This window comes from Pseudoalteromonas sp. S1608, assembly GCF_005887265.1.
GTDB classification, from domain to species: domain Bacteria; phylum Pseudomonadota; class Gammaproteobacteria; order Enterobacterales; family Alteromonadaceae; genus Pseudoalteromonas; species Pseudoalteromonas undina.
The window spans coordinates 1-19,176 of sequence record NZ_PNDK01000018.1 but is presented as its reverse complement, the minus strand read 5'-3'; the positions used below and the strand labels follow the sequence as shown (position 1 = coordinate 19,176).

At 41.0% G+C, this 19,176-nt stretch carries 18 protein-coding genes; 17 read left to right on the top strand and 1 reads right to left on the bottom strand.

The window, feature by feature from the left end; translation table 11 throughout:
- The first annotated feature begins 73 nt into the window (after positions 1-73).
- The 16 genes from pnp (at position 74) to CWB75_RS08555 (ending at position 15,932) form a co-directional block, all read left to right on the top strand.
- Positions 74-2,200 carry a polyribonucleotide nucleotidyltransferase gene (pnp, locus tag CWB75_RS08635; protein WP_138570417.1) on the top strand — a complete coding sequence of 709 codons (2,127 nt, stop codon included), beginning with the start codon at positions 74-76 and terminating at the stop codon, positions 2,198-2,200.
- A 185-nt stretch (positions 2,201-2,385) separates the two neighbouring features.
- Complete coding sequence (gene nlpI / locus CWB75_RS08630) at positions 2,386-3,258, top strand: lipoprotein NlpI (RefSeq protein WP_075170569.1); 873 nt, start codon at positions 2,386-2,388, stop codon at positions 3,256-3,258.
- Positions 3,242-4,381, top strand: coding sequence for a hypothetical protein (locus tag CWB75_RS08625; RefSeq protein ID WP_138570416.1), 1,140 nt, complete (start codon positions 3,242-3,244; stop codon positions 4,379-4,381). Before nlpI ends, CWB75_RS08625 begins: the two co-directional genes overlap by 17 nt.
- A 254-nt stretch (positions 4,382-4,635) precedes the next feature.
- A complete protein-coding gene (locus CWB75_RS08620) occupies positions 4,636-7,428 on the top strand; it encodes a monovalent cation/H+ antiporter subunit A (protein WP_010391400.1) in 2,793 nt (930 codons plus the stop codon).
- Positions 7,428-7,775, top strand: a complete 348-nt coding sequence (locus tag CWB75_RS08615) for a Na+/H+ antiporter subunit C (protein ID WP_054202160.1) — start codon at positions 7,428-7,430, stop codon at positions 7,773-7,775. Before CWB75_RS08620 ends, CWB75_RS08615 begins: the two co-directional genes overlap by 1 nt.
- The gene (locus tag CWB75_RS08610) at positions 7,772-9,289 is read left to right on the top strand and encodes a monovalent cation/H+ antiporter subunit D (protein ID WP_138570415.1); all 1,518 of its coding nucleotides are present in this window, start codon (positions 7,772-7,774) and stop codon (positions 9,287-9,289) included. Before CWB75_RS08615 ends, CWB75_RS08610 begins: the two co-directional genes overlap by 4 nt.
- Positions 9,289-9,825, top strand: coding sequence for a Na+/H+ antiporter subunit E (locus CWB75_RS08605; protein ID WP_054202162.1), 537 nt, complete (start codon positions 9,289-9,291; stop codon positions 9,823-9,825). The genes CWB75_RS08610 and CWB75_RS08605 overlap by 1 nt, the downstream gene beginning before the upstream one ends.
- Positions 9,819-10,088: a K+/H+ antiporter subunit F gene (locus CWB75_RS08600; RefSeq protein WP_008114565.1), complete on the top strand. Its 270-nt coding sequence runs from the start codon at positions 9,819-9,821 to the stop codon at positions 10,086-10,088. The genes CWB75_RS08605 and CWB75_RS08600 overlap by 7 nt, the downstream gene beginning before the upstream one ends.
- Positions 10,089-10,097: 9 nt before the next feature.
- Positions 10,098-10,430 carry a Na+/H+ antiporter subunit G gene (locus tag CWB75_RS08595; RefSeq protein ID WP_008114566.1) on the top strand — a complete coding sequence of 111 codons (333 nt, stop codon included), beginning with the start codon at positions 10,098-10,100 and terminating at the stop codon, positions 10,428-10,430.
- Positions 10,431-10,562: 132 nt separating this feature from the next.
- Complete coding sequence (locus CWB75_RS08590; protein WP_055011750.1) at positions 10,563-11,057, top strand: DUF2059 domain-containing protein; 495 nt, start codon at positions 10,563-10,565, stop codon at positions 11,055-11,057.
- A 158-nt stretch (positions 11,058-11,215) separates the two neighbouring features.
- Complete coding sequence (locus CWB75_RS08585) at positions 11,216-11,653, top strand: MerR family transcriptional regulator (RefSeq protein WP_138570529.1); 438 nt, start codon at positions 11,216-11,218, stop codon at positions 11,651-11,653.
- Positions 11,650-13,890: a heavy metal translocating P-type ATPase gene (locus CWB75_RS08580; protein WP_138570414.1), complete on the top strand. Its 2,241-nt coding sequence runs from the start codon at positions 11,650-11,652 to the stop codon at positions 13,888-13,890. The genes CWB75_RS08585 and CWB75_RS08580 overlap by 4 nt, the downstream gene beginning before the upstream one ends.
- A 431-nt stretch (positions 13,891-14,321) precedes the next feature.
- Positions 14,322-14,537, top strand: a complete 216-nt coding sequence (locus CWB75_RS08570) for a TIGR02450 family Trp-rich protein (protein ID WP_010391412.1) — start codon at positions 14,322-14,324, stop codon at positions 14,535-14,537.
- 529 nt (positions 14,538-15,066) lie between these two features.
- The gene (locus CWB75_RS08565; RefSeq protein WP_010391413.1) at positions 15,067-15,279 is read left to right on the top strand and encodes an EF-hand domain-containing protein; all 213 of its coding nucleotides are present in this window, start codon (positions 15,067-15,069) and stop codon (positions 15,277-15,279) included.
- A 155-nt stretch (positions 15,280-15,434) separates the two neighbouring features.
- Complete coding sequence (locus CWB75_RS08560; protein WP_138570413.1) at positions 15,435-15,647, top strand: EF-hand domain-containing protein; 213 nt, start codon at positions 15,435-15,437, stop codon at positions 15,645-15,647.
- Between the two features lie 69 nt (positions 15,648-15,716).
- Positions 15,717-15,932 (top strand): EF-hand domain-containing protein, encoded by a 216-nt coding sequence (locus CWB75_RS08555; protein WP_131690770.1) that lies wholly within the window; start codon positions 15,717-15,719, stop codon positions 15,930-15,932.
- A gap of 66 nt (positions 15,933-15,998) precedes the next feature.
- Here CWB75_RS08555 and CWB75_RS08550 read toward each other — a convergent pair whose 3' ends face one another.
- Positions 15,999-17,609: a M28 family metallopeptidase gene (locus CWB75_RS08550; RefSeq protein WP_138570412.1), complete on the bottom strand. Its 1,611-nt coding sequence runs from the start codon at positions 17,607-17,609 to the stop codon at positions 15,999-16,001.
- Between the two features lie 161 nt (positions 17,610-17,770).
- On the opposite strand from CWB75_RS08550, the gene CWB75_RS08545 reads away from it, so the two are divergent.
- Positions 17,771-19,141, top strand: a complete 1,371-nt coding sequence (locus tag CWB75_RS08545; protein ID WP_138570411.1) for a Gfo/Idh/MocA family protein — start codon at positions 17,771-17,773, stop codon at positions 19,139-19,141.
- The last annotated feature ends 35 nt before the right edge of the window (positions 19,142-19,176 follow it).

The following is a 19,176-nucleotide window of genomic DNA, read 5'->3' as shown; positions in this document are numbered from 1 at the left end:
CAATTATGTACTGTAATTGGTACTTTGATGAAAACTTAATTAATACTAAAAATACATTTAAGGAATATTTTAAGTGCAAGCAATTATAAAAGAATTTCAACTAGGTCAACACACAGTGACACTAGAAACAGGTGCTATCGCTCGTCAAGCTGATGGCGCAGTACTAGCAAGCATTGGCGATACGTCAGTACTAGTAACGGTTGTTGGTAAGCGTGAAGCTCAACCAGGTCAAGACTTCTTCCCACTAACAGTTAACTACCAAGAGCGTATGTACGCTGCTGGTCGTATCCCAGGTGGTTTCCTTAAGCGTGAAGGTCGTCCTAACGATGGCGAAACACTTATTGCACGTCTTATTGACCGTCCAATTCGTCCACTTTTCCCAAATGGTTTCGTAAACGAAGTACAAGTTATCGCGACTGTTGTTTCTGTAAACCCTGAAATCCAACCTGATATGGTTGCGATGATTGGTACATCAGCAGCACTTGCTATCTCTGGTATCCCGTTCAGCGGTCCAATTGGTGCATCACGTGTTGGTTACATTAACGGTGAATACGTACTTAACCCGACACTAAAAGAGCTTGAAGAGAGCCAACTTGACTTAGTTGTTGCTGGTACTGATAACGCAGTACTTATGGTTGAATCAGAAGCAGACGTACTTGCTGAAGACGTAATGCTAGGCGCGGTTGTATACGGCCATGAGCAATCACAGTCTATCATCAATGCAATTAACGAATTTAAAGCAGAAGCAGGCAAGCCTACTTGGGATTGGACTGCACCTGAGAAAAACGTTGCATTAGAAGAGAAAGTAGCAACTCTTGCTGCTGATAAAGTAGGCGAAGCTTACCGTATTACTGATAAAGTAGCGCGTAAAGAAGCATTAACTGCTGCAAAAGATGCGGTTGTTGAAGCACTAACAAGCGAACTTGCTGAAGGCGAAACGCTTGATAAGCAAGAAGTAGGTAAAGTATTCGGTTCACTTGAGAAGAAAATCGTTCGTGGCCGTATCGCTGCTGGCGAAAAACGTATCGATGGTCGTGAACCAGATATGATCCGTGCTCTAGATGTAATGACGGGCGTACTTCCACGTACTCACGGCTCTGCAATCTTCACACGTGGTGAAACGCAAGCATTAGTAACAGCAACACTTGGTACAGAACGTGATTCACAGTTAATCGACGATTTAACGGGCACGCACAAAAACCACTTTATGCTTAACTACAACTTCCCTCCGTTCTGTGTAGGTGAAACTGGTTTTGTTGGTTCTCCTAAGCGTCGTGAAATCGGCCACGGTAACCTAGCTAAGCGTGGTATCCAAGCTGTAATGCCAACATTAACTGAGTTCCCATATTCAATCCGTGTTGTATCTGAAATTACTGAATCAAATGGTTCATCTTCAATGGCATCAGTTTGTGGTACGTCTTTAGCGCTTATGAACGCAGGTGTTCCAATTAAAGCCTCAGTTGCGGGTATCGCAATGGGCTTAGTTAAAGAAGAAGAAAACTTTGTTGTTCTTTCAGATATCTTAGGTGATGAAGATCACTTAGGTGACATGGACTTTAAAGTAGCGGGTACAACTAACGGTATCACTGCACTGCAAATGGATATCAAAATTGAAGGTATTACTCAAGAAATCATGCAAATCGCGCTTAAACAAGCGAAAGCTGCACGTTTACACATTCTAAATGTAATGGACGAAGCGATTTCTGCACCTTCTGAAGAGCTGTCTATGTTTGCTCCGCGTATTTACACGATGCAAATCCCACAGAAGAAAATCGCAGAAGTTATCGGTAAAGGTGGCGCAACTATCCGTCAGCTTACTGAAGAAACGGGTACTACGATTGAAATCGGTGATGATGGCACAATCAAGATTGCTGCTACAGACGGTGAAAGTGCAGCAAATGCAATTAGCCGTATTGAGCAATTAACTGCTGAGCTTGAAGTAGGTACTATCTACGAAGGTAAAGTGGTACGTATCGTTGATTTCGGTGCGTTTGTAAACATTCTTCCTGGTAAAGATGGCTTAGTGCATATCTCACAAATCAGCACTGAGCGTGTTAACAACGTTGCTGATCACCTTAGCGAAGGTCAAGAAGTTAAAGTTAAAGTACTAGAAGTAGACCGTCAAGGCCGTGTACGTCTAAGTATTAAAGAAGCAATGGAATCAGCAGCACCTGCAGCTGACGAGTCTAAAGACGCGTAATTGCTAATCTTTCATCCAGATAATTACTGGATAGTATAAAAAGGGGCTGTTTAGCCCCTTTTTTTATGCTTTAATGTTAGCAACCTATTGTGTTCAAGACGTTAAGTAACATATAACAAGAATGAACCTTACAAGACAGCTTATGTCTTATCTATTTGCTACTTACCTCGGTATTAAGGAATTTAATGAGACTTAAACATTTAGCCTTGGCATCTTTTGCTATTTTGTCTTTAAGCGCTTGTCAGGCTACTACTAAACCCGCTGCTATTATTAATGTGCCATTTACTGCACCGCTTGCATCAGATTTTAGAAATGAAATTGCCATTGCACGTTTTTCAGAGCTATTAAACAGAGCAGACTTGAGTACAGAACAACAAGCAAAGCTCTATTATGACCGTGGAGTACTGTTTGATAGCTTAGGCATGACGACTTTATCGCGAATTGATTTTAACCGAGCGGTTAAACTTAAGCCTGATTTGGCTGAAGTCTATAACTTTTTGGGTATTCAGCATACCTTGATGCAGCAATACGAAAAAGCATACGAGTATTTTGATTCAGCCATAGAGTTAGACCAAGAACATGAATATGCGTATTTAAATCGTGGTATTGCTTTGTACTATGGTGATAGAGCCACGCTTGCAAAGGATGACTTTAAAACATTCTTGGAGCGCTCTCCTAACGACCCTTACCGTGTATTGTGGCTTTATTTAGCTCAAGCAGCACAAGATAAAACCGCGGCAATCGCTGCGTTAAAAGCCAATGCGGCGGCCCTTGATGAAAATGAATGGGCGTATCAGCTTATTGCTTTGTATGTGGGTGATTTGAGTGAAAAAGCATTTTTTTCAGGCATAGCCGATGGTGTAAGTTCACAACAAGAATACGCTCAGCGTTTATGTGAAGCTTATTTTTACTTAGCTAAACAGCACCAAGCCGCAGGTGAGCTCTCAATTGCCACAGATTACTTTAAATTGGCGCTAGCAACGAACGTACATGAATTTATAGAATATAAGTATGCGCGTTTAGAGCTTGAGTTGATGGCCAGTGAAAGCGCTGGCTAATTATTTAAAACTAAGTGCTTTATTACTGTGCGCTAGCGTTATTAGTGGCTCGAGTAATAAACAAAATAGCATTGGCTTTTGGCAAGTATTACATGCCAAGGCCAATGTGATTGACAGTTATTGGCAATTCCCTCGTTACTTTGCAAACCACATATTACAATTACCCACCACAGCCTTAGCAACCTTAGCTCGCAATAAAATAGCGTATGCTCAATATGGCTATGGGTTGTCATTATTAAGCAATAATCAAACTGAAACGGCTAAACTATTTTGGCAAGCAAGTTTGGATAAAATTACACGAGCACAGCAAAAAAAACTCGCCGACTCGTTATTTTCGCAACAGCGTTGGCAGGATTTAGCGCTATTAAAAAATCAAAATAAGCTTCCTAAAGGCGATACCTTTTATCATCTGCAATTACAGCAACAAGCACCCATAGAAACATTGAGTGCATCATTCATGGATAAGTTAGGGTTTTTACTTGCAAACGAGCAAGTTGAGATACAAAAGCAGTGTACATTTAATGTATTAATGTTGAGCGATCACCGTGATGGTTTATACAGGCTCAATCAATTTCGTAACGCGTACTTTCAAAACCCAGAGCCGAGTCTCAATACCTTTTGTTTTTCAAAACCAGTTTATGTGGGTAATGCAATTAGTTGCAATAGTACTGAATCCTCCCGTGCTGTGTGCAATTGGCAACAATCATCGCTTAAAAAGCGCCTTCCCACTGGGTTCGATTTTGCCGTTATGATGCCCAAACAAGGTACTGCCAGTGTAAAAAATGGTTTAATGCATATTAATTCACAGGCTAGCTACGCGGTTTTTTTGCATGAATTAATGCACTTTAATGGCTTTGAAGATGAGTACGCTTTACCAGCAAAAAAGCAAGCGTGGTTATGTCAGCTTGATGGGTTTGTTGCTCCTAACTTATTTATTGCAAAAAAATCAGATGCTCCCAAAGGGTGGCACAAAAGCCAAAGTTGCCAACAAGGTGGCACTGCTTATAAGCCCAGTGCACAGTGGTCAATTATGCAATATCAACAGTTAGGGCTATCAGCGCAATACCGTGTTTTGTGGCAGACCCATATAGCACTCAATGCTGATTTATTTGTACGATTTTAGTGGTTATAGACTCTGCCGTAAACTGTTTAAAAGCTAAGCTTGTTTTACTTCAGTTCATGAATTTATAGGCATTTTTGTTTGATTATTATCCCGCTAGCGGCGCTTTCTATAGACAAAAACTGCGTTTATCAGTATAACTGTACGTATTAATGTTGTTAAAAAACAGACATAAAACGTATACCCAAGTCACTTTGGTATTTAATAATAACAAGTAGCGAATTGATAAACTTTATGATTCAAAAAGGCCCTTCATTATGACTTTGCTCTGGATACCCCTGTTATCCTTATTAGGCAGTGTTATTTCTGCATGCACCGGCAAACTTTCTCGAAATCAGGCAACGAGCCTAACGGCTATTGCGCCATTAGCCGCGCTTGCAATTACACTTTATCATGCGCCTGCGGTTCTCGCGGGAGAAACCATTCGTTTTAGCGCACAGTGGATACCAGCCTTAGGGTTAGATATTTCCTTACGCTTAGATGGTTTGAGTTTACTGTTTTTATTTATGATTTTAGGAATAGGGCTGCTGGTTATTTTGTATGCCCGTTATTACCTAAGTCAAAATGATTCGCTGCCAAAGCTATTTAGCTACTTAATGTTATTTATGACCGCCATGCTGGGCATTGTTATGTCAAACAATGTGATTCAGTTATGGGTATTTTGGGAGCTAACCAGTATTAGCTCGTTCTTGTTGATCAGTTACTGGTGGCACAAATCAGAGGCGCGCAAGGGGGCGCGCATGGCATTAGCAGTAACCGGCGCAGGTGGTTTAGCCTTGCTGGGTGGTTTAATGTTGTTAGGCGATATTGTTGGAAGTTACGACTTAGACACCATTTTAGCTAGCAAAGCGATTATTCAATCTCACGACTTATATGAATTAGCACTGGTATTAGTTTTACTGGGTGCTTTTACTAAATCTGCACAATTTCCGTTTCATTTTTGGTTACCGCACGCTATGGCTGCACCTACGCCGGTAAGTGCGTATTTACACTCTGCCACCATGGTAAAAGCAGGTATCTTTTTACTTGCGCGTTTTTATCCCGCATTAGCGGGTACCGATACTTGGTTTTTATTAGTCGGTTTGACCGGTTTAACCACGTTATTATTTGGCGCTTATATCGCGTTATTCAAACATGATTTAAAAGGCTTGTTAGCCTATTCAACGATTAGTCATTTGGGTTTAATTACATTATTACTTGGTCTGGATACACAGCTTGCAACCGTTGCCGCTATTTTTCATATTATTAACCACGCGACGTTTAAAGCGTCGTTATTTATGGCAACCGGCATTATTGATCATGAAACCGGGACTCGTGATATGCGCAAACTCAATGGCATGTGGCGCTACTTACCTTATACGGCAACCTTGGCGATGGTGGCTGCTGCCGCTATGGCAGGTGTACCGTTGTTAAATGGTTTCTTATCAAAAGAAATGTTCTTTGCTGAGACACTGCATCAGCAAGTGCTTGGCTCTATGTCGTGGCTAATTCCGGTGCTGGCAACTGTAGCGGGTGCGTTGTCGGTGGCGTACTCATCACGCTTTATTCATGACGTGTTCTTTAATGGTGAGCCAATTGATTTACCACGTACCCCTCATGAAGCGCCGCGTTATATGCGTGTGCCTATAGAAATCTTAGTGGTACTGTGTATTTTAGTAGGTATTTTTCCACACTTTGTCGTTGACGGTATTTTATCAGCCGCGTCACTGGCTGTACTTGGTCAAGCTATGCCCGAGTACAAGTTGACTATTTGGCATGGTTTTAATTTACCTCTACTTATGAGTGGTATGGCGGTAATTGGTGGTTTATTTATTTACGTTAATCGAAAGTACTTGTTCCAGTTCCAAGCGTCGTTACCTCCTTTTAACGCTAAAAAAATCTTCGAGCGTTTTTTAGCGGTAGTGGTCAATTGGTGTCAAAACAAAATCCAATCAACAGAAAATGGCTCATTACAACGTTATGTATTTATAATGTTAGGCGTTGTATTACTTGCCTCTGGTTGGCCATTATTTGAAATGAAGCAGCTAGCTGGTAGCGTGCCTAATACCCCGGTTGATATTCAAAACGCAATTGGTGCAGGACTACTCATAATAGGTGCAATTGCTACCGTTATTTGGCATCGAATTCGAATGGTGTCGTTATTAATGCTGTCGATTGTGGGACTAATGGTGTCGGTGGCGTTTACCCGTTTTTCAGCGCCTGACTTGGCCTTAACGCAACTTACTGTAGAAGTAGCCACTATTATACTATTAATGTTGGCACTGTTTTTCTTACCTCAAAGCACGCCAAGAGAGTCAAGCTCATTGCGTATTTTACGTGATGTGGTTATCTCCTCTACCGTGGGGATCATTATTGCCAGTATTTGTTACGCCTTACTGACTCGTCCGCTTGATTCAATTTCTGAGTTCTTTATTGCTAACGCCAAAACAGGCGGTGGTGGTACTAATGTAGTTAACGTTATTTTGGTTGATTTTAGGGGCTTTGATACTTTAGGTGAAATTACCGTACTAGGTATTGCCGCACTGGGCATATTTAAACTGTTATCAAGAATTCCACTTTATATGCCAGCGAGCGATAGTGAAGGGCGTCCATGGTCTAAAGATCGCCATCCTATTTTATTGGCTTGTATTTCTCAAAGCTTACTGCCGTTAGCGCTATTAGTGTCTGCTTATATTTTCCTACGCGGTCATAACTTACCTGGAGGAGGCTTTATAGCAGGCCTCGTAACTTCTATTGCCTTTATTTTACAATATATGGCGCATGGTACTGCGTGGATAAATGAACGCTTTGATGTTAACTATCGAAAAATTATTGCATCAGGTATTGCTATTGCCATGTTTACAGGTGTGGGAAGTTGGTTCTTTGACAAGCCATTTTTAACTACCTGGTTTGATTACTTTGATATTCCGTTTGTTGGTAAAACAGAGCTTGCCAGCGCCATTGTATTTGACTTGGGCGTGTACTTAACTGTTGTTGGCGCTACGCTGATGATCCTTGCGAGCTTAGGTAATATGACCGCGAACGCAGAGAAAGAAGAGGTAAATATTTAATGGAACTGTTATACGCATCTTGCGTTGGCGTGTTAGTCACCTGTGGCGTGTTTTTATTGCTAAGAGCGCGTACATTCCCAGTGGTACTGGGGCTGACAATGATTTCTTACGCGGTTAATTTGTTTTTATTCTCATCAGGGCGCTTAACAATTAATAAAGCCGTGGTACTAGGGACTGGCGCTGATTACGCTGACCCGCTACCACAAGCCTTAGTGTTAACAGCCATTGTAATTGGCTTTGCGATGACTGCGTTTGTGGTTATTTTATCTATTCGTGGCCGAGCAGATTTAGGCAACGACCATGTTGATGGCACCCTAACTAAAAATAAACGCAAGGAGAGAAAATGATTCAGCATTTAGCATCTTTGCCTATTTTACTGCCAATGTTAGCGGCAATTATTTTGTTGCTTCCACCGTGTGGCAAAAGCTTATTTGCACGCCGATTTATGTCTAGTTTAATGGCTATTTTAACCTTTGCAGTCACAGTATTACTGCTGGTTCAGGTTAAAGATAACGGTATTATTGTTTATGCAATAGGTAACTGGTCTGCACCATTTGGTATTGTACTGGTTGCAGATATGCTCTCGACCTTGTTAGTCACTTTAACCGCCTTTTTGGGGGTTGGCGTGGCTTTATATGGCTGTGCTGGTGATGATGAACAAGGTAGCTTTTTTCACCCTTTAATCCATTTTTTAATACTAGGGGTAAATGGTGCATTTTTAACAGGGGATTTATTTAACGTCTTCGTATTTTTTGAAGTGTTATTAATTGCCTCTTATGCGCTGTTAATGCACGGTGGCGGTAAACCCAAAACGCGCGCTGCTCTGCATTACGTTATTTTAAATTTAGTAGGTTCAAGCGTATTTTTAATTGGTTTAGGTATTTTATACGGAGTATTAGGCACCTTAAATATTGCTGATATGGCCAATAAAGTACCGCAGCTAAGTGGTGACGACGTTTATTTAGCAAAAGCGGGCGGGTTATTATTACTCGTTGTATTTGCACTTAAAAGTGCGTTATTACCATTGCATTTATGGTTACCAAACGCCTACTCAAGTGCCACACCTGTGGTTGCTGCATTATTCGCTATTATGACCAAAGTCGGTGTTTACGCAACCTTACGTGTATACACGGTTATTTTTGGTGAACAAGCTGGCGAACTTGAGCATATGGCGCAGTCTTGGTTATGGGCGCTGGCTATTGCCACCATAGTGATTGGCGCAATAGGGGTGTTAGCCGCACAAGATTTACGTAAGCTTACCGCTAATTTAGTACTGGTTTCTGTAGGGACGTTGGTGGCATTAGTCGCACTCCAAAACATAAATGCCACCGCTGCATTGCTTTACTATTTAGTGCATTCAACGTTAGTGACTGCGGCGCTATTTTTACTTGCTGATTTAATTGCAACACAACGAGGTAAAGCTGGTGATCGATTAGTTGGAGGTCGTGCAGTAAAACAACCATTTTTATTAGGTGCGTGTTTTATTATTGCCGGTTTAACCGTTATTGGTATGCCACCTTTCTCGGGCTTTGTTGGCAAAATTTGGATTTTAAAAACGACCTTAAATAGCGAACAAGCACTGGTATTTTGGCCTGTTTACTTAATTATGAGCTTAGCGCTAATTGTGGCTATATCACGTGCGGGTACTAGTTTGTTTTGGGAACGTAAAGACAAAACAGGTGATGCTAGCGATGCTGCCAATGCCCACCCGCTACAAGTGACCGTGTTAGTTGGTTTATTAGCAAGTTCAATACTACTGGTTATTTTTGGTGACGTGGCAACGCAGTACGCCCTCGAGGCGGCAACACAGCTTCACGATATTAGTGGTGGTATAAATGCGGTACTTAAGGGAGGTATGTAATGCGCTTACAAGCTCGTTTTGGTTGGTTACCTACGCCGTTTCGTAGTCTATTTTTATTTATAGTATGGCTCTTGTTAAATAACAGTGTGTCGGTAGGGCATATTATATTAGGAGCGCTACTCGCGTTGCTAATACCGTTATTTAGTATGTCGTTTAGAGACCCGCAACCGCTGATATTAAAGCCGGGGCTAGCACTTAAGCAATTACTAATCGTACTTTACGATATTATAGTGGCTAATTTGCAAGTGGCATTATTAATACTGGGCCCTTCAAAAAATCTGCGTCCAGGCTTTGTTAAAGTGCCTATAGATTTAATGCATGAAATGCCAATTACTATTTTAGCAAGCTGCGTGTCTTTAACGCCGGGTACGGTAAGTGCGGAGGTTTACCCGCTGATTAAATCGCTTAATGAAGACGATGAACCGGTACAGCGTTATTTATTAATTCACGTGTTAGATTTAGATGATGAGCAAGCGCTTATTAAACAAATAAAAGCACGTTACGAAGCTCCCCTAAAGGAGATATTTCAATGTTAGATACAGTATTACTGATTGTTTTTTCAATGGTTGGATTGTCGTTATTACTTAATCTATGGCGACTTATTATTGGCCCATCAGTACCGGATCGTATTTTAGCGCTCGATACTATGTACATTAACGTGATTGCCTTGATTATTTTATATAGCATTAGCATGGGCACGGGGCTGTACTTTGAAGCAGCCTTACTTATTGCCATGCTTGGGTTTATAAGTACGGTAGCTGTATGTAAGTATTTACTTCGTGGCGACATAATTGAGTAAGGTATTAAAATGATAAGTGAATGGATCGTATCAATATTGCTGCTGTTAGGCGGGTTATTTATTTTAATTGGCTCAATTGGTTTAATTAAATTACCTGACTTTTTTATGCGTTTACATGGGCCAACAAAAGCCACCACTTTAGGTATGGCGAGTATACTTACCGCTGCTATGGTATTTTTTGCTAATTCAGTCAGTGGCTTAAGTGTAAAAGAAATATTAATCACTATATTTCTATTAATCACTGCACCTATTAGTGGCTATATGCTGATTAAAACCGCTATTCATCATAAGCTTAAAGCTAAAGAGGGAACGAAAGGGCTCGATAATATCGAAAAAGATTAGCTCTGGGAATAAACGATTAAAAGCCGAATAAACACCTGTTATTCGGCTTTTTCGTTTTTTGGTTGTCCCCATTTACAACACTTGTTGAACATGTGATTATGACGCTAATTCAAATACAAAAAGGATATTAATATGGGTAAGGTAATACTGCTTTCACTTTTAATTTTTTCAACTAACCTTGCAGCGCAAACTGCCAAACAGCAAAAAATTGATGAGCTGGTAGAGGTGATGAACATGGATGCCATGGTTGACTCCATGTATGCGCAAGTTGAGGGTATGATGCAAAATATGTCAGTGCAAATGGGCGTAAAGCCAGATGAGAAAGCAATTTTCGACAAATATTATGCTGATATGACCGAGGTATTAAAAACAAAAATGAGCTGGCAAAAAATGCAGCCGATGATGATTAACCTCTACGATAAACAATTTACTGAACAAGAAATTAGCGACATGTTGGCTTTTTATAAGACAGAGTCAGGGCAGGCTATTTTGAAAAAAATGCCACAAGTAATGCAAGAATCAATGCAAATGTCACAAGCCTTAGTACAAGACGCGATGCCTGAAATTCAAGCAATTGCGGGTGAGCTTGGTGAAGCACTTAAGCAATCTCGAAGCAAAGCAAACTAAGGACTACAGTAACTCTCAAATTTAGCAGTCACTTATGGTGGCTGCTCTTATCTTAACTTTCTTCCACACTCCCAGCCATATACTTAATTAATTGTTGACCTATGTGTTACACATAGGTTTATTATGTTGTCATTACATAGCCAGCCAGAGGTTTAATGATGTACGTAAAGCAATTAGCCAATACTATGGGCGTGACCCAAGACACGGTTCGTCATTACACGCGAATAAAGCTGCTTAATCCTATTCGTGGTGAGCGCAATGGTTATCAAGAGTATACCGCAGCCGATCAGCAACGTTTAAAGTTTATTATTAGTGCGCGTCAACTCGGTTTCTCAATAAAAGATATTCAACAAATTATTGCACAGTCGGAGCAAGGGCAGTGCCCTTGTCCGCTCACACGACAATTAATAGCAAAGCGACTAGAGGAAACAGAGCAGCACTTTCAAGAAACACTTAAATTACGCACGCGAATGCAAGCAGCGGTTAAACAGTGGGATAAATCGCCTGATGGGGCTGTAAGTGCAGATATATGTAGCTTAATAGAGACCTTTGTTGATCCAATCTCTGAAGTTAAAAATACTAAGGAAGCGTTATGAGTAATCAATCCACCACGCAAAACTTTATGATTGAAGGCGCAAATTGTGGCAGTTGCGTGGCTAAAATAGAGAAAGCACTGAAAAATGTAAAGGGTGCGCAGCGCGTTGAAATGAACTTTGCCGATCGAACTGTGCAAGTAGAAGGTTCTGCAAAGGCTAAGCAGCTAATGCACGCTGTCGCTGATATTGGCTATCAAGCTAAACCTATTAATAGTGACTCTCAGCAAGACGCCCTAGATGAAAAAGCCGAAGCTGATAACGCGCACTATAAAAAGCTCATGCGCAATATGGTATTGGCATTGGGTTTGGGTGCGCCATTAATGCTTTATGGTTTAATTTTTGATATGAGTGTCACCACCCAAACTCAGCGCATTGGCTGGTTTATTGTTGGAGTGATGACGTTAGTCGTAATGATTGTGTCGGGTAAGCAATTTTATACTGGCGCATGGCAGTCATTTAAAAATCATACAGCGAATATGGATACCTTGATTGCGCTTGGTACGGGAACAGCTTGGCTATATTCAATGGTGGTGGTGAGCATGCCAAGTCTATTACCAGAGGTGGCTAGACATGTTTATTTTGAAGCCTCAGCAATGATCATAGGCTTAATAAGTCTTGGCTTAGCCTTTGAAGTAAAGGCGCGAGGGCGTACCTCTGAGGCGATTAAACGCTTAATTGGTTTACAGCCTAAAACGGCACGGGTGATCCGAGATAACCAAGAGCAAGATGTAGCTATAAGCCAAGTTATTAAAGGTGACTTGATTCGTGTCCGCCCTGGAGAGAAAATTTCAGTCGATGGAGATGTTATTGAAGGCAGCAGTACACTAGATGAATCAATGCTCACTGGTGAACCGATGCCGGTTAATAAGGGTGAGGGTGACAAGGTTGTTGCTGGCAGTATTAATAAAAGTGGTACTTTGTTGTTTAAAGCAACCCATATAGGCAGCGAAACCACCTTAGCGAATATTATTAATATGGTTAAACGTGCACAAAACTCTAAACCCTCAATTGGACGCTTAGCTGATGTTATTTCAGGCATATTTGTACCCACAGTGATGATTATTGCGGTGCTAGCAGGCTTAGCATGGCTTAACTTTGGCCCACAGCCGAGTATTGCTTATGCGGTTGTTGCAATAACCACAGTTTTAATTATTGCTTGCCCGTGTGCACTTGGCTTAGCTACACCGATGTCAATTATGGTCGGCATAGGTAAAGCTGCTCAGTCGGGTATACTTATTCGTAACGGTGAAGCGCTACAAACAACAGCTAAAATCACCACCATGATCTTAGATAAAACAGGCACTATAACCGCAGGTAAGCCAACCGTGACCGATGTGGTTACGTTCAACCAAAGCGACAGTACCGAGGTGCTAAAGTTAGCAGCTAGTCTTGAAAGTAGTTCTGAGCATCCATTAGCCGAAGCCATGGTTAATTATGCTAAAAACCAAAATATCAGCCTTGAAAAAGTCAGTAATTTTAATGCTATCACTGGGCAAGGTGTGATCGGTACCATTAATGAGCAAAGCCTATTGTTTGGCAATCAGGCACTGATGAAAAGCCACAATATAGATATTGCAGAGGCAATACCTCAAGCCGAGCAGCTTGCCAAGGCTGCTAAAACGCCGATGTACTTTGCTATTGGCAATCAATTACATGCCATAATCGCAGTTGCTGACCCAATAAAAGAAGACTCAGCTGAGGCCATTAAACGCTTACAAAATAAAGGTATGCAGGTGGTTATGCTGACAGGCGATAACCAAGCGACCGCTAAAGCCGTTGCCAGCAAAGTCGGTATTACAGACTTTATAGCGCAAGTAATGCCAGATGATAAAGCCTGTGAAGTGACTAAGCGTCAATCTCAAGGTGAAATTGTAGGCATGACTGGTGATGGTATAAATGATGCGCCAGCATTGGCACAAGCCGATGTTGGATTTGCCATTGGCACTGGCACAGATGTAGCTATTGAAAGTGCGGATATAACGCTGATGCGAGGCTCACTTCATGGTCTTGCAGATGCCATTGCAATTAGTGGCGCAACCATAACTAATATTAAACAAAACTTGTTTGGGGCGTTTATATATAACATTGCGGGTATTCCGATTGCTGCAGGGCTGTTGTATCCGTTTTTTGGTTTACTACTAAACCCAGTCGTAGCTGGCGCGGCAATGGCTTTATCATCGCTTACTGTGGTCACTAACGCAAATCGGTTACGTTATTTTAAAGCGAGTAACTCGTAACTTTATTTATAGGGGATTTAATTATGTTATTAATTAATTTATTAGGCGTTTTACTTATTGTCGCTATCATTTATTGGTTTTGGTTGTATGAGCCGAAGTAAACAGTTATAGCAATCAAATAGTCATTACTGTGTGTAACGGGGTGTATTATTATCCAGCGTATTTTAAGGTGGCAGCGAACAGGCCTCTGGCCCTGAGCTTTAATTGACAAGAAAGTTCTCCTTGCGCTAAAACAGTGATTTTCCCCCGCTTGAACTCGTGAAACGCCAAGTATAGGTGAAAATGCGGCTATTGAATTACTTTCGCTTGATGTTGGAGAATATGCTTTTCATTGCTAAATACAAATGTTTAAAGGGAAGTTTTTGGTTTTTTAATAAAACTAAACGTATCACTGATGCGTATTATCAAGCAGAAAACATAAAAGGTGTAGTATGAATAAATTAAACCCTAAAAAACTGCTAAATAGTAAATGGACTGCCATCCCAGCTATTAATAAAGAAAAGCACTTTATTATTGTTGAGGTAGAATTTGATGAAGACGCTAATGTGATTGAATGTATCACTGAAGCGGTGATGTCAAAAAATCAATATCCTATTCAGTGGCGCGACTTAAAAGACGAACAAAGATGGCGCCAAGGCTGGAAGTGACCCCATATACTCATGCCCAAATAAGTGGGTATGAGTGATATCAAATTAGTATCCCGCATGAGACTCATTCCTTACTTTTAGTATTTATTCGCCATACGGCGACAAATCCTTGCTTTTTCTCTCCCGGTTAAAAAAAATTAATTTATATTTTTCTACAAATCAATTTAAGTTGTTTATTTTCAATTTGTTATCTATTTAATTTAATCTGTTTAATTTCGCGTTGTTAATTTGTTCAGTGGCGATTTATCTCTATAGCGGCTCAGTCTTGTTGTTTTGAGTATAGGTGTGTCTTTTTTAGGAGGTTTAACTTATTGAATTTTAATGGGTATTTTTTTAGTTAAAAGTAGCTGTTGCAAAAGAGCAACAAAATGTTGGGCATTTTTAAGTAAAATTCACATTTATATTTTTAACTTATTGTTTATAAATAAAAAATTAAACATGGCATCGAAGTTGTAATACCTAAGCTGTATTTAGCAAAAAGTGATTAAGCTTAACGCTTAACCTTACAACCCAATGAAGGAATTACGTTATGACAACATTTAAATCAACACTGGTATTAATGGCACTTGCTTCTTCATCTGTGGCGTTTGCTGCAACAGATTTTGACACACTGGATGTGGATGGTAATGGCGCAATAAGCCAAGCTGAAGCATCAGTAGATGCCTCACTTATGAGTAAGTTTACAGAGCTTGATACGGATAAAAACGGCGAGCTTTCTAAAGCAGAATTTTCTAAGGCTTAAAAGGTCAATGCTCAACGCTATTACATATTCTGAGTTGCCAAAGACAACCTAAATAGGCAAGGGAGCCTATGAAAGAGAATAACTAGGATGTACGGTTGTAGCGTTGAGTTAATTAATTTATACCCAAACATTGCATACTTTGAAGGATTAATATTATGAAAAAATTACAGTCAACTCTTGTACTTATGGCACTTGCTTCTTCATCTGCAGTATTTGCCAGCACAGACTTTGAAACTCTTGATGTAGATGGTAGTGGCGCAATTAGCGAAGCTGAAGCATCGGTTGCGGCCGAACTTATGGAGCAGTTTGCAGAGCTGGACGTAGATGGCAATGGTGAACTTTCTAAAGACGAATTTTCAGCATACTAACTTTATAATTCCCTAAGGATCTTTGAAAAGGATTTCTTACCCACTTTTTTATTAAGCTAAGGATTTATTATGAAAACATTTACTAAAACGCTTGCTTTAATTGCACTTGCTTCGTCTTCTGCCGCTTTTGCTGCGGTTGATTTTGATTCATTCGATACAGATGGTGATGGCGTGATCAGCCAGTCTGAAGCACAAGCTAATTCGCAACTAGCTAAATTATTTGATGACTTGGATGTTGATGGGAATGGTGAATTATCTAAACAAGAATTTGCCAAAGTTCAGTAACAAACACGCACAATCTTTAACGATACAGATAAAAGCAGCCGAATAATTTCTCGGCTGCTTTTTTATTTACTTATCTTCTAAACGTTTGGCTTTAAAATCAGACTCGCTTATCCACTTAGGCCAATCGCCATTATTGGCAAGTTGACTGGCTATATCTATAACCAGCTCGATATCTTGTTTTGCACCAGCTAATGACCATGTATCTGAATAGTCGTCGGCTTCTTTATGGTATTTATGACTGATGTAGTCAGGGTCGGTATCACCTAAGCTCATAAACAGTAAACTTGGCACGCCTTGTTTAGCGAGTGAGAAATGATCTGATCTAAAAAACAATCCATTTTGTGGGCGAGGATCCATTTTTACCACGCGTCCTTGTGCTTTAGCCGCGCTTGCTAAGTAATGCTCCATTTCGGATAAGTTGCTACCGTATTGCAAAATATAATCGGTTTCATCGAGCACGTTCATACCATCGATATTTAATAATCCGACCATTTTTTTGGTGGCAATCATATTCCCATTGGCAAATTCTTCTGAGCCAATTAGACCTGTTTCTTCGGCAGTAAAGTTAGCAAACAGGATTGAGCGTTTAAATGGCTTTTGCTGATGCATCTTGCTCATAATGCGAGCAATTTCAAGTGTTGCTGCGGTGCCCGAAGCATTATCTACTGCGCCATTATAAATTTTAGGTCCACTGTCGGTTTGTTTAGTACCAAAATGGTCCCAATGGGCACTAATAATAACGTATTCGTCAGGGGTTTCACTGCCTGTAATTTGTGCAACCACATTATGTGATTTAGCGTGTGACACTTCATTTTTAAATGCAAGGTTCGCCTTTAAGTTCAATTCCTTGGCTTGAAATTGCTTACTTAATGCGTGTTGCTTTAATTGTTGATAATTTAAGTTTGCCGATGCGAATACTTGTTCAGCCGCATTAAGTGTTAACCAGCCCATAACTGGCAGTTCAGATGCATTAAGGTTGTTGTCCATCAAGCTATACTTGGTGCCCGTGTTTGAGCTTTCAACCACGCCCCAAGGGTATGCGGCTGGGGCTGTTTCATGAACAATAAATACCGCTTTTGCACCTCGGCGCGCGGCTTCTTCATATTTATAAGTCCAGCGGCCATAGTAGGTCATGGCATTGCCTGTAAATAGTGTATCGTCTTGGGTGGCAAAGCCCGGATCGTTCACCAGCACAATAACGGTTTTATCGGTTACATCAACATTGGCATAGTCGTTCCAGTTATATTCTGGCGCGTTAATCCCATAACCAACAAATACAATATCGCTATTGCGGACATCAATAATCGGCTGTAACTGCTTTGTACGGGCGGTGAAGTCTTTACCTGCAATAAAGCTAAGCTTCCCCATAGTTAATTGCATGTTTTGATCTGCAGTTAGCATGGCCATTTTAACTGGCTGTAAATACTTCTCTTGATACGCGCCAGACAACCCCATTGCTTGGTATTGCTCACTTAAATAACCAACGGTTTTAACTTCACCTAAGGTAAGCGGGCCGCGTCCTTCAAAGTCATCTGACGCTAAGGTTTTAATATGCTGTTTAAGGTTATTTAAACTAACGCCAGGGGTGTTTTCAAGAGATGAAGCTGGCGTTGTAGGCTCAGAGCAACCCGTTAGTGCAATAGCTAAAAAAAGTGCAGTGATTTTTATATAAGACATAACTACTTAAAATAATAATTTTTTTCGACTATAACCCCAAGTAACCGGTAAATGCGAATTTTTATCTCTTTTAACCTTATTTTTATGTCGCTTACCTCTTCACCTATTTACCCGTTCATCGCCTTTAGGTAAGTTAAAACAATAACAAAAGGGATAAAGCAATGAAGCAATTTAATCGTCGAGACTTTTTAAAAGCAGCCAGTGTTGCCGCAGCTGCAGGTGTAGTGAGTGGTTGTGCATCAAGTGGAAGTGCTAATGCAAGCGCACCAAAACAGCAAGGGCGCAGCGTTATTGGTTTAGTCGCGCCCAAAATGGATGTGGTTAGAGTGGGCTTTATTGGTGTGGGTCAGCGCGGTTATGGACATGTAAAGCGTATGAGCCATATTGAAGGTGCGCAAATAGTCGCTATTTGTGACACGCACACTGAGGTGCTAGAGCGAGCTGCCAATTATTTAGTTGATAAAGGGGTAGCTAAGCCGGCGTTATATACTGGCAGTGAGCACGCCTATCAACAAATGCTTGAACGACAAGACATAGATATAGTCATTATTTCTACTCCTTGGGCATGGCATGCACCTATGGCTATCGATACTATGAACAGCGCAAAACATGCTTTTGTTGAAGTGCCCTTGGCACTGACTGTTGACGAAATGTGGCAAATTGTAGATACCGCCGAACGTACTCAAAAAAATTGCATGATGATGGAAAATGTGAATTACGGTCGCGACGAGTTAATGGTATTAAACATGGTGCGCCAAGGTGTATTTGGGGAGCTGTTACATGGCGAAGCGGCCTATATTCATGAGCTTCGTTGGCAAATGAAAGAGCTTGAGCACAAAACAGGCTCATGGCGAACGCAATGGCATGCAAAACGTGATGGTAACTTATACCCGACCCATGGATTAGGCCCTGTATCGCAATATATGAATATAAACCGTGGCGATAGGTTTGATTTTTTAACCTCAATGAGCTCACCTTCGCTGGGTAGAAGCGCGTATGCACAACGTGAATTTGCAGCGGATCATTCCCGTAATCAGCTTAATTATATTGCCGGTGATATGAACACGACACTGATTAAAACTCTCAAGGGGCGCAGTATTATGGTACAGCACGATACAACAACCCCTCGGCCATACTCTCGACATAACTTAATCCAAGGCACGAATGGGGTGTTTGCCGGTTTCCCTAATCGTATTGCACTTGAAAATGGTGGTTCTAAAAGTTTTCATGAATGGGATTATGATATGAGCGCATGGTATGAGCAGTACGACCATCCCCTATGGATTAAAATGGGTGAAGAAGCACAGCGCAATGGCGGCCACGGAGGCATGGACTTTTTAATGTTTTGGCGGATGATTTATTGCCTAAGAAATGGCGAACCGCTGGATCAGGACGTTTACGATGGCGCAGCGTGGTCGGTTATTTCACCGTTATCAGCCCTGTCTGTGAGTGAGCGTAGCCGCTCAATCGATATTCCCGATTTTACTCGCGGTGCATGGCAAATAGCACAGCCTTTAGGCATTGTAGGCTAAGGTTTATAGCAGGCATAAAAAAAGAGCGCATGCGC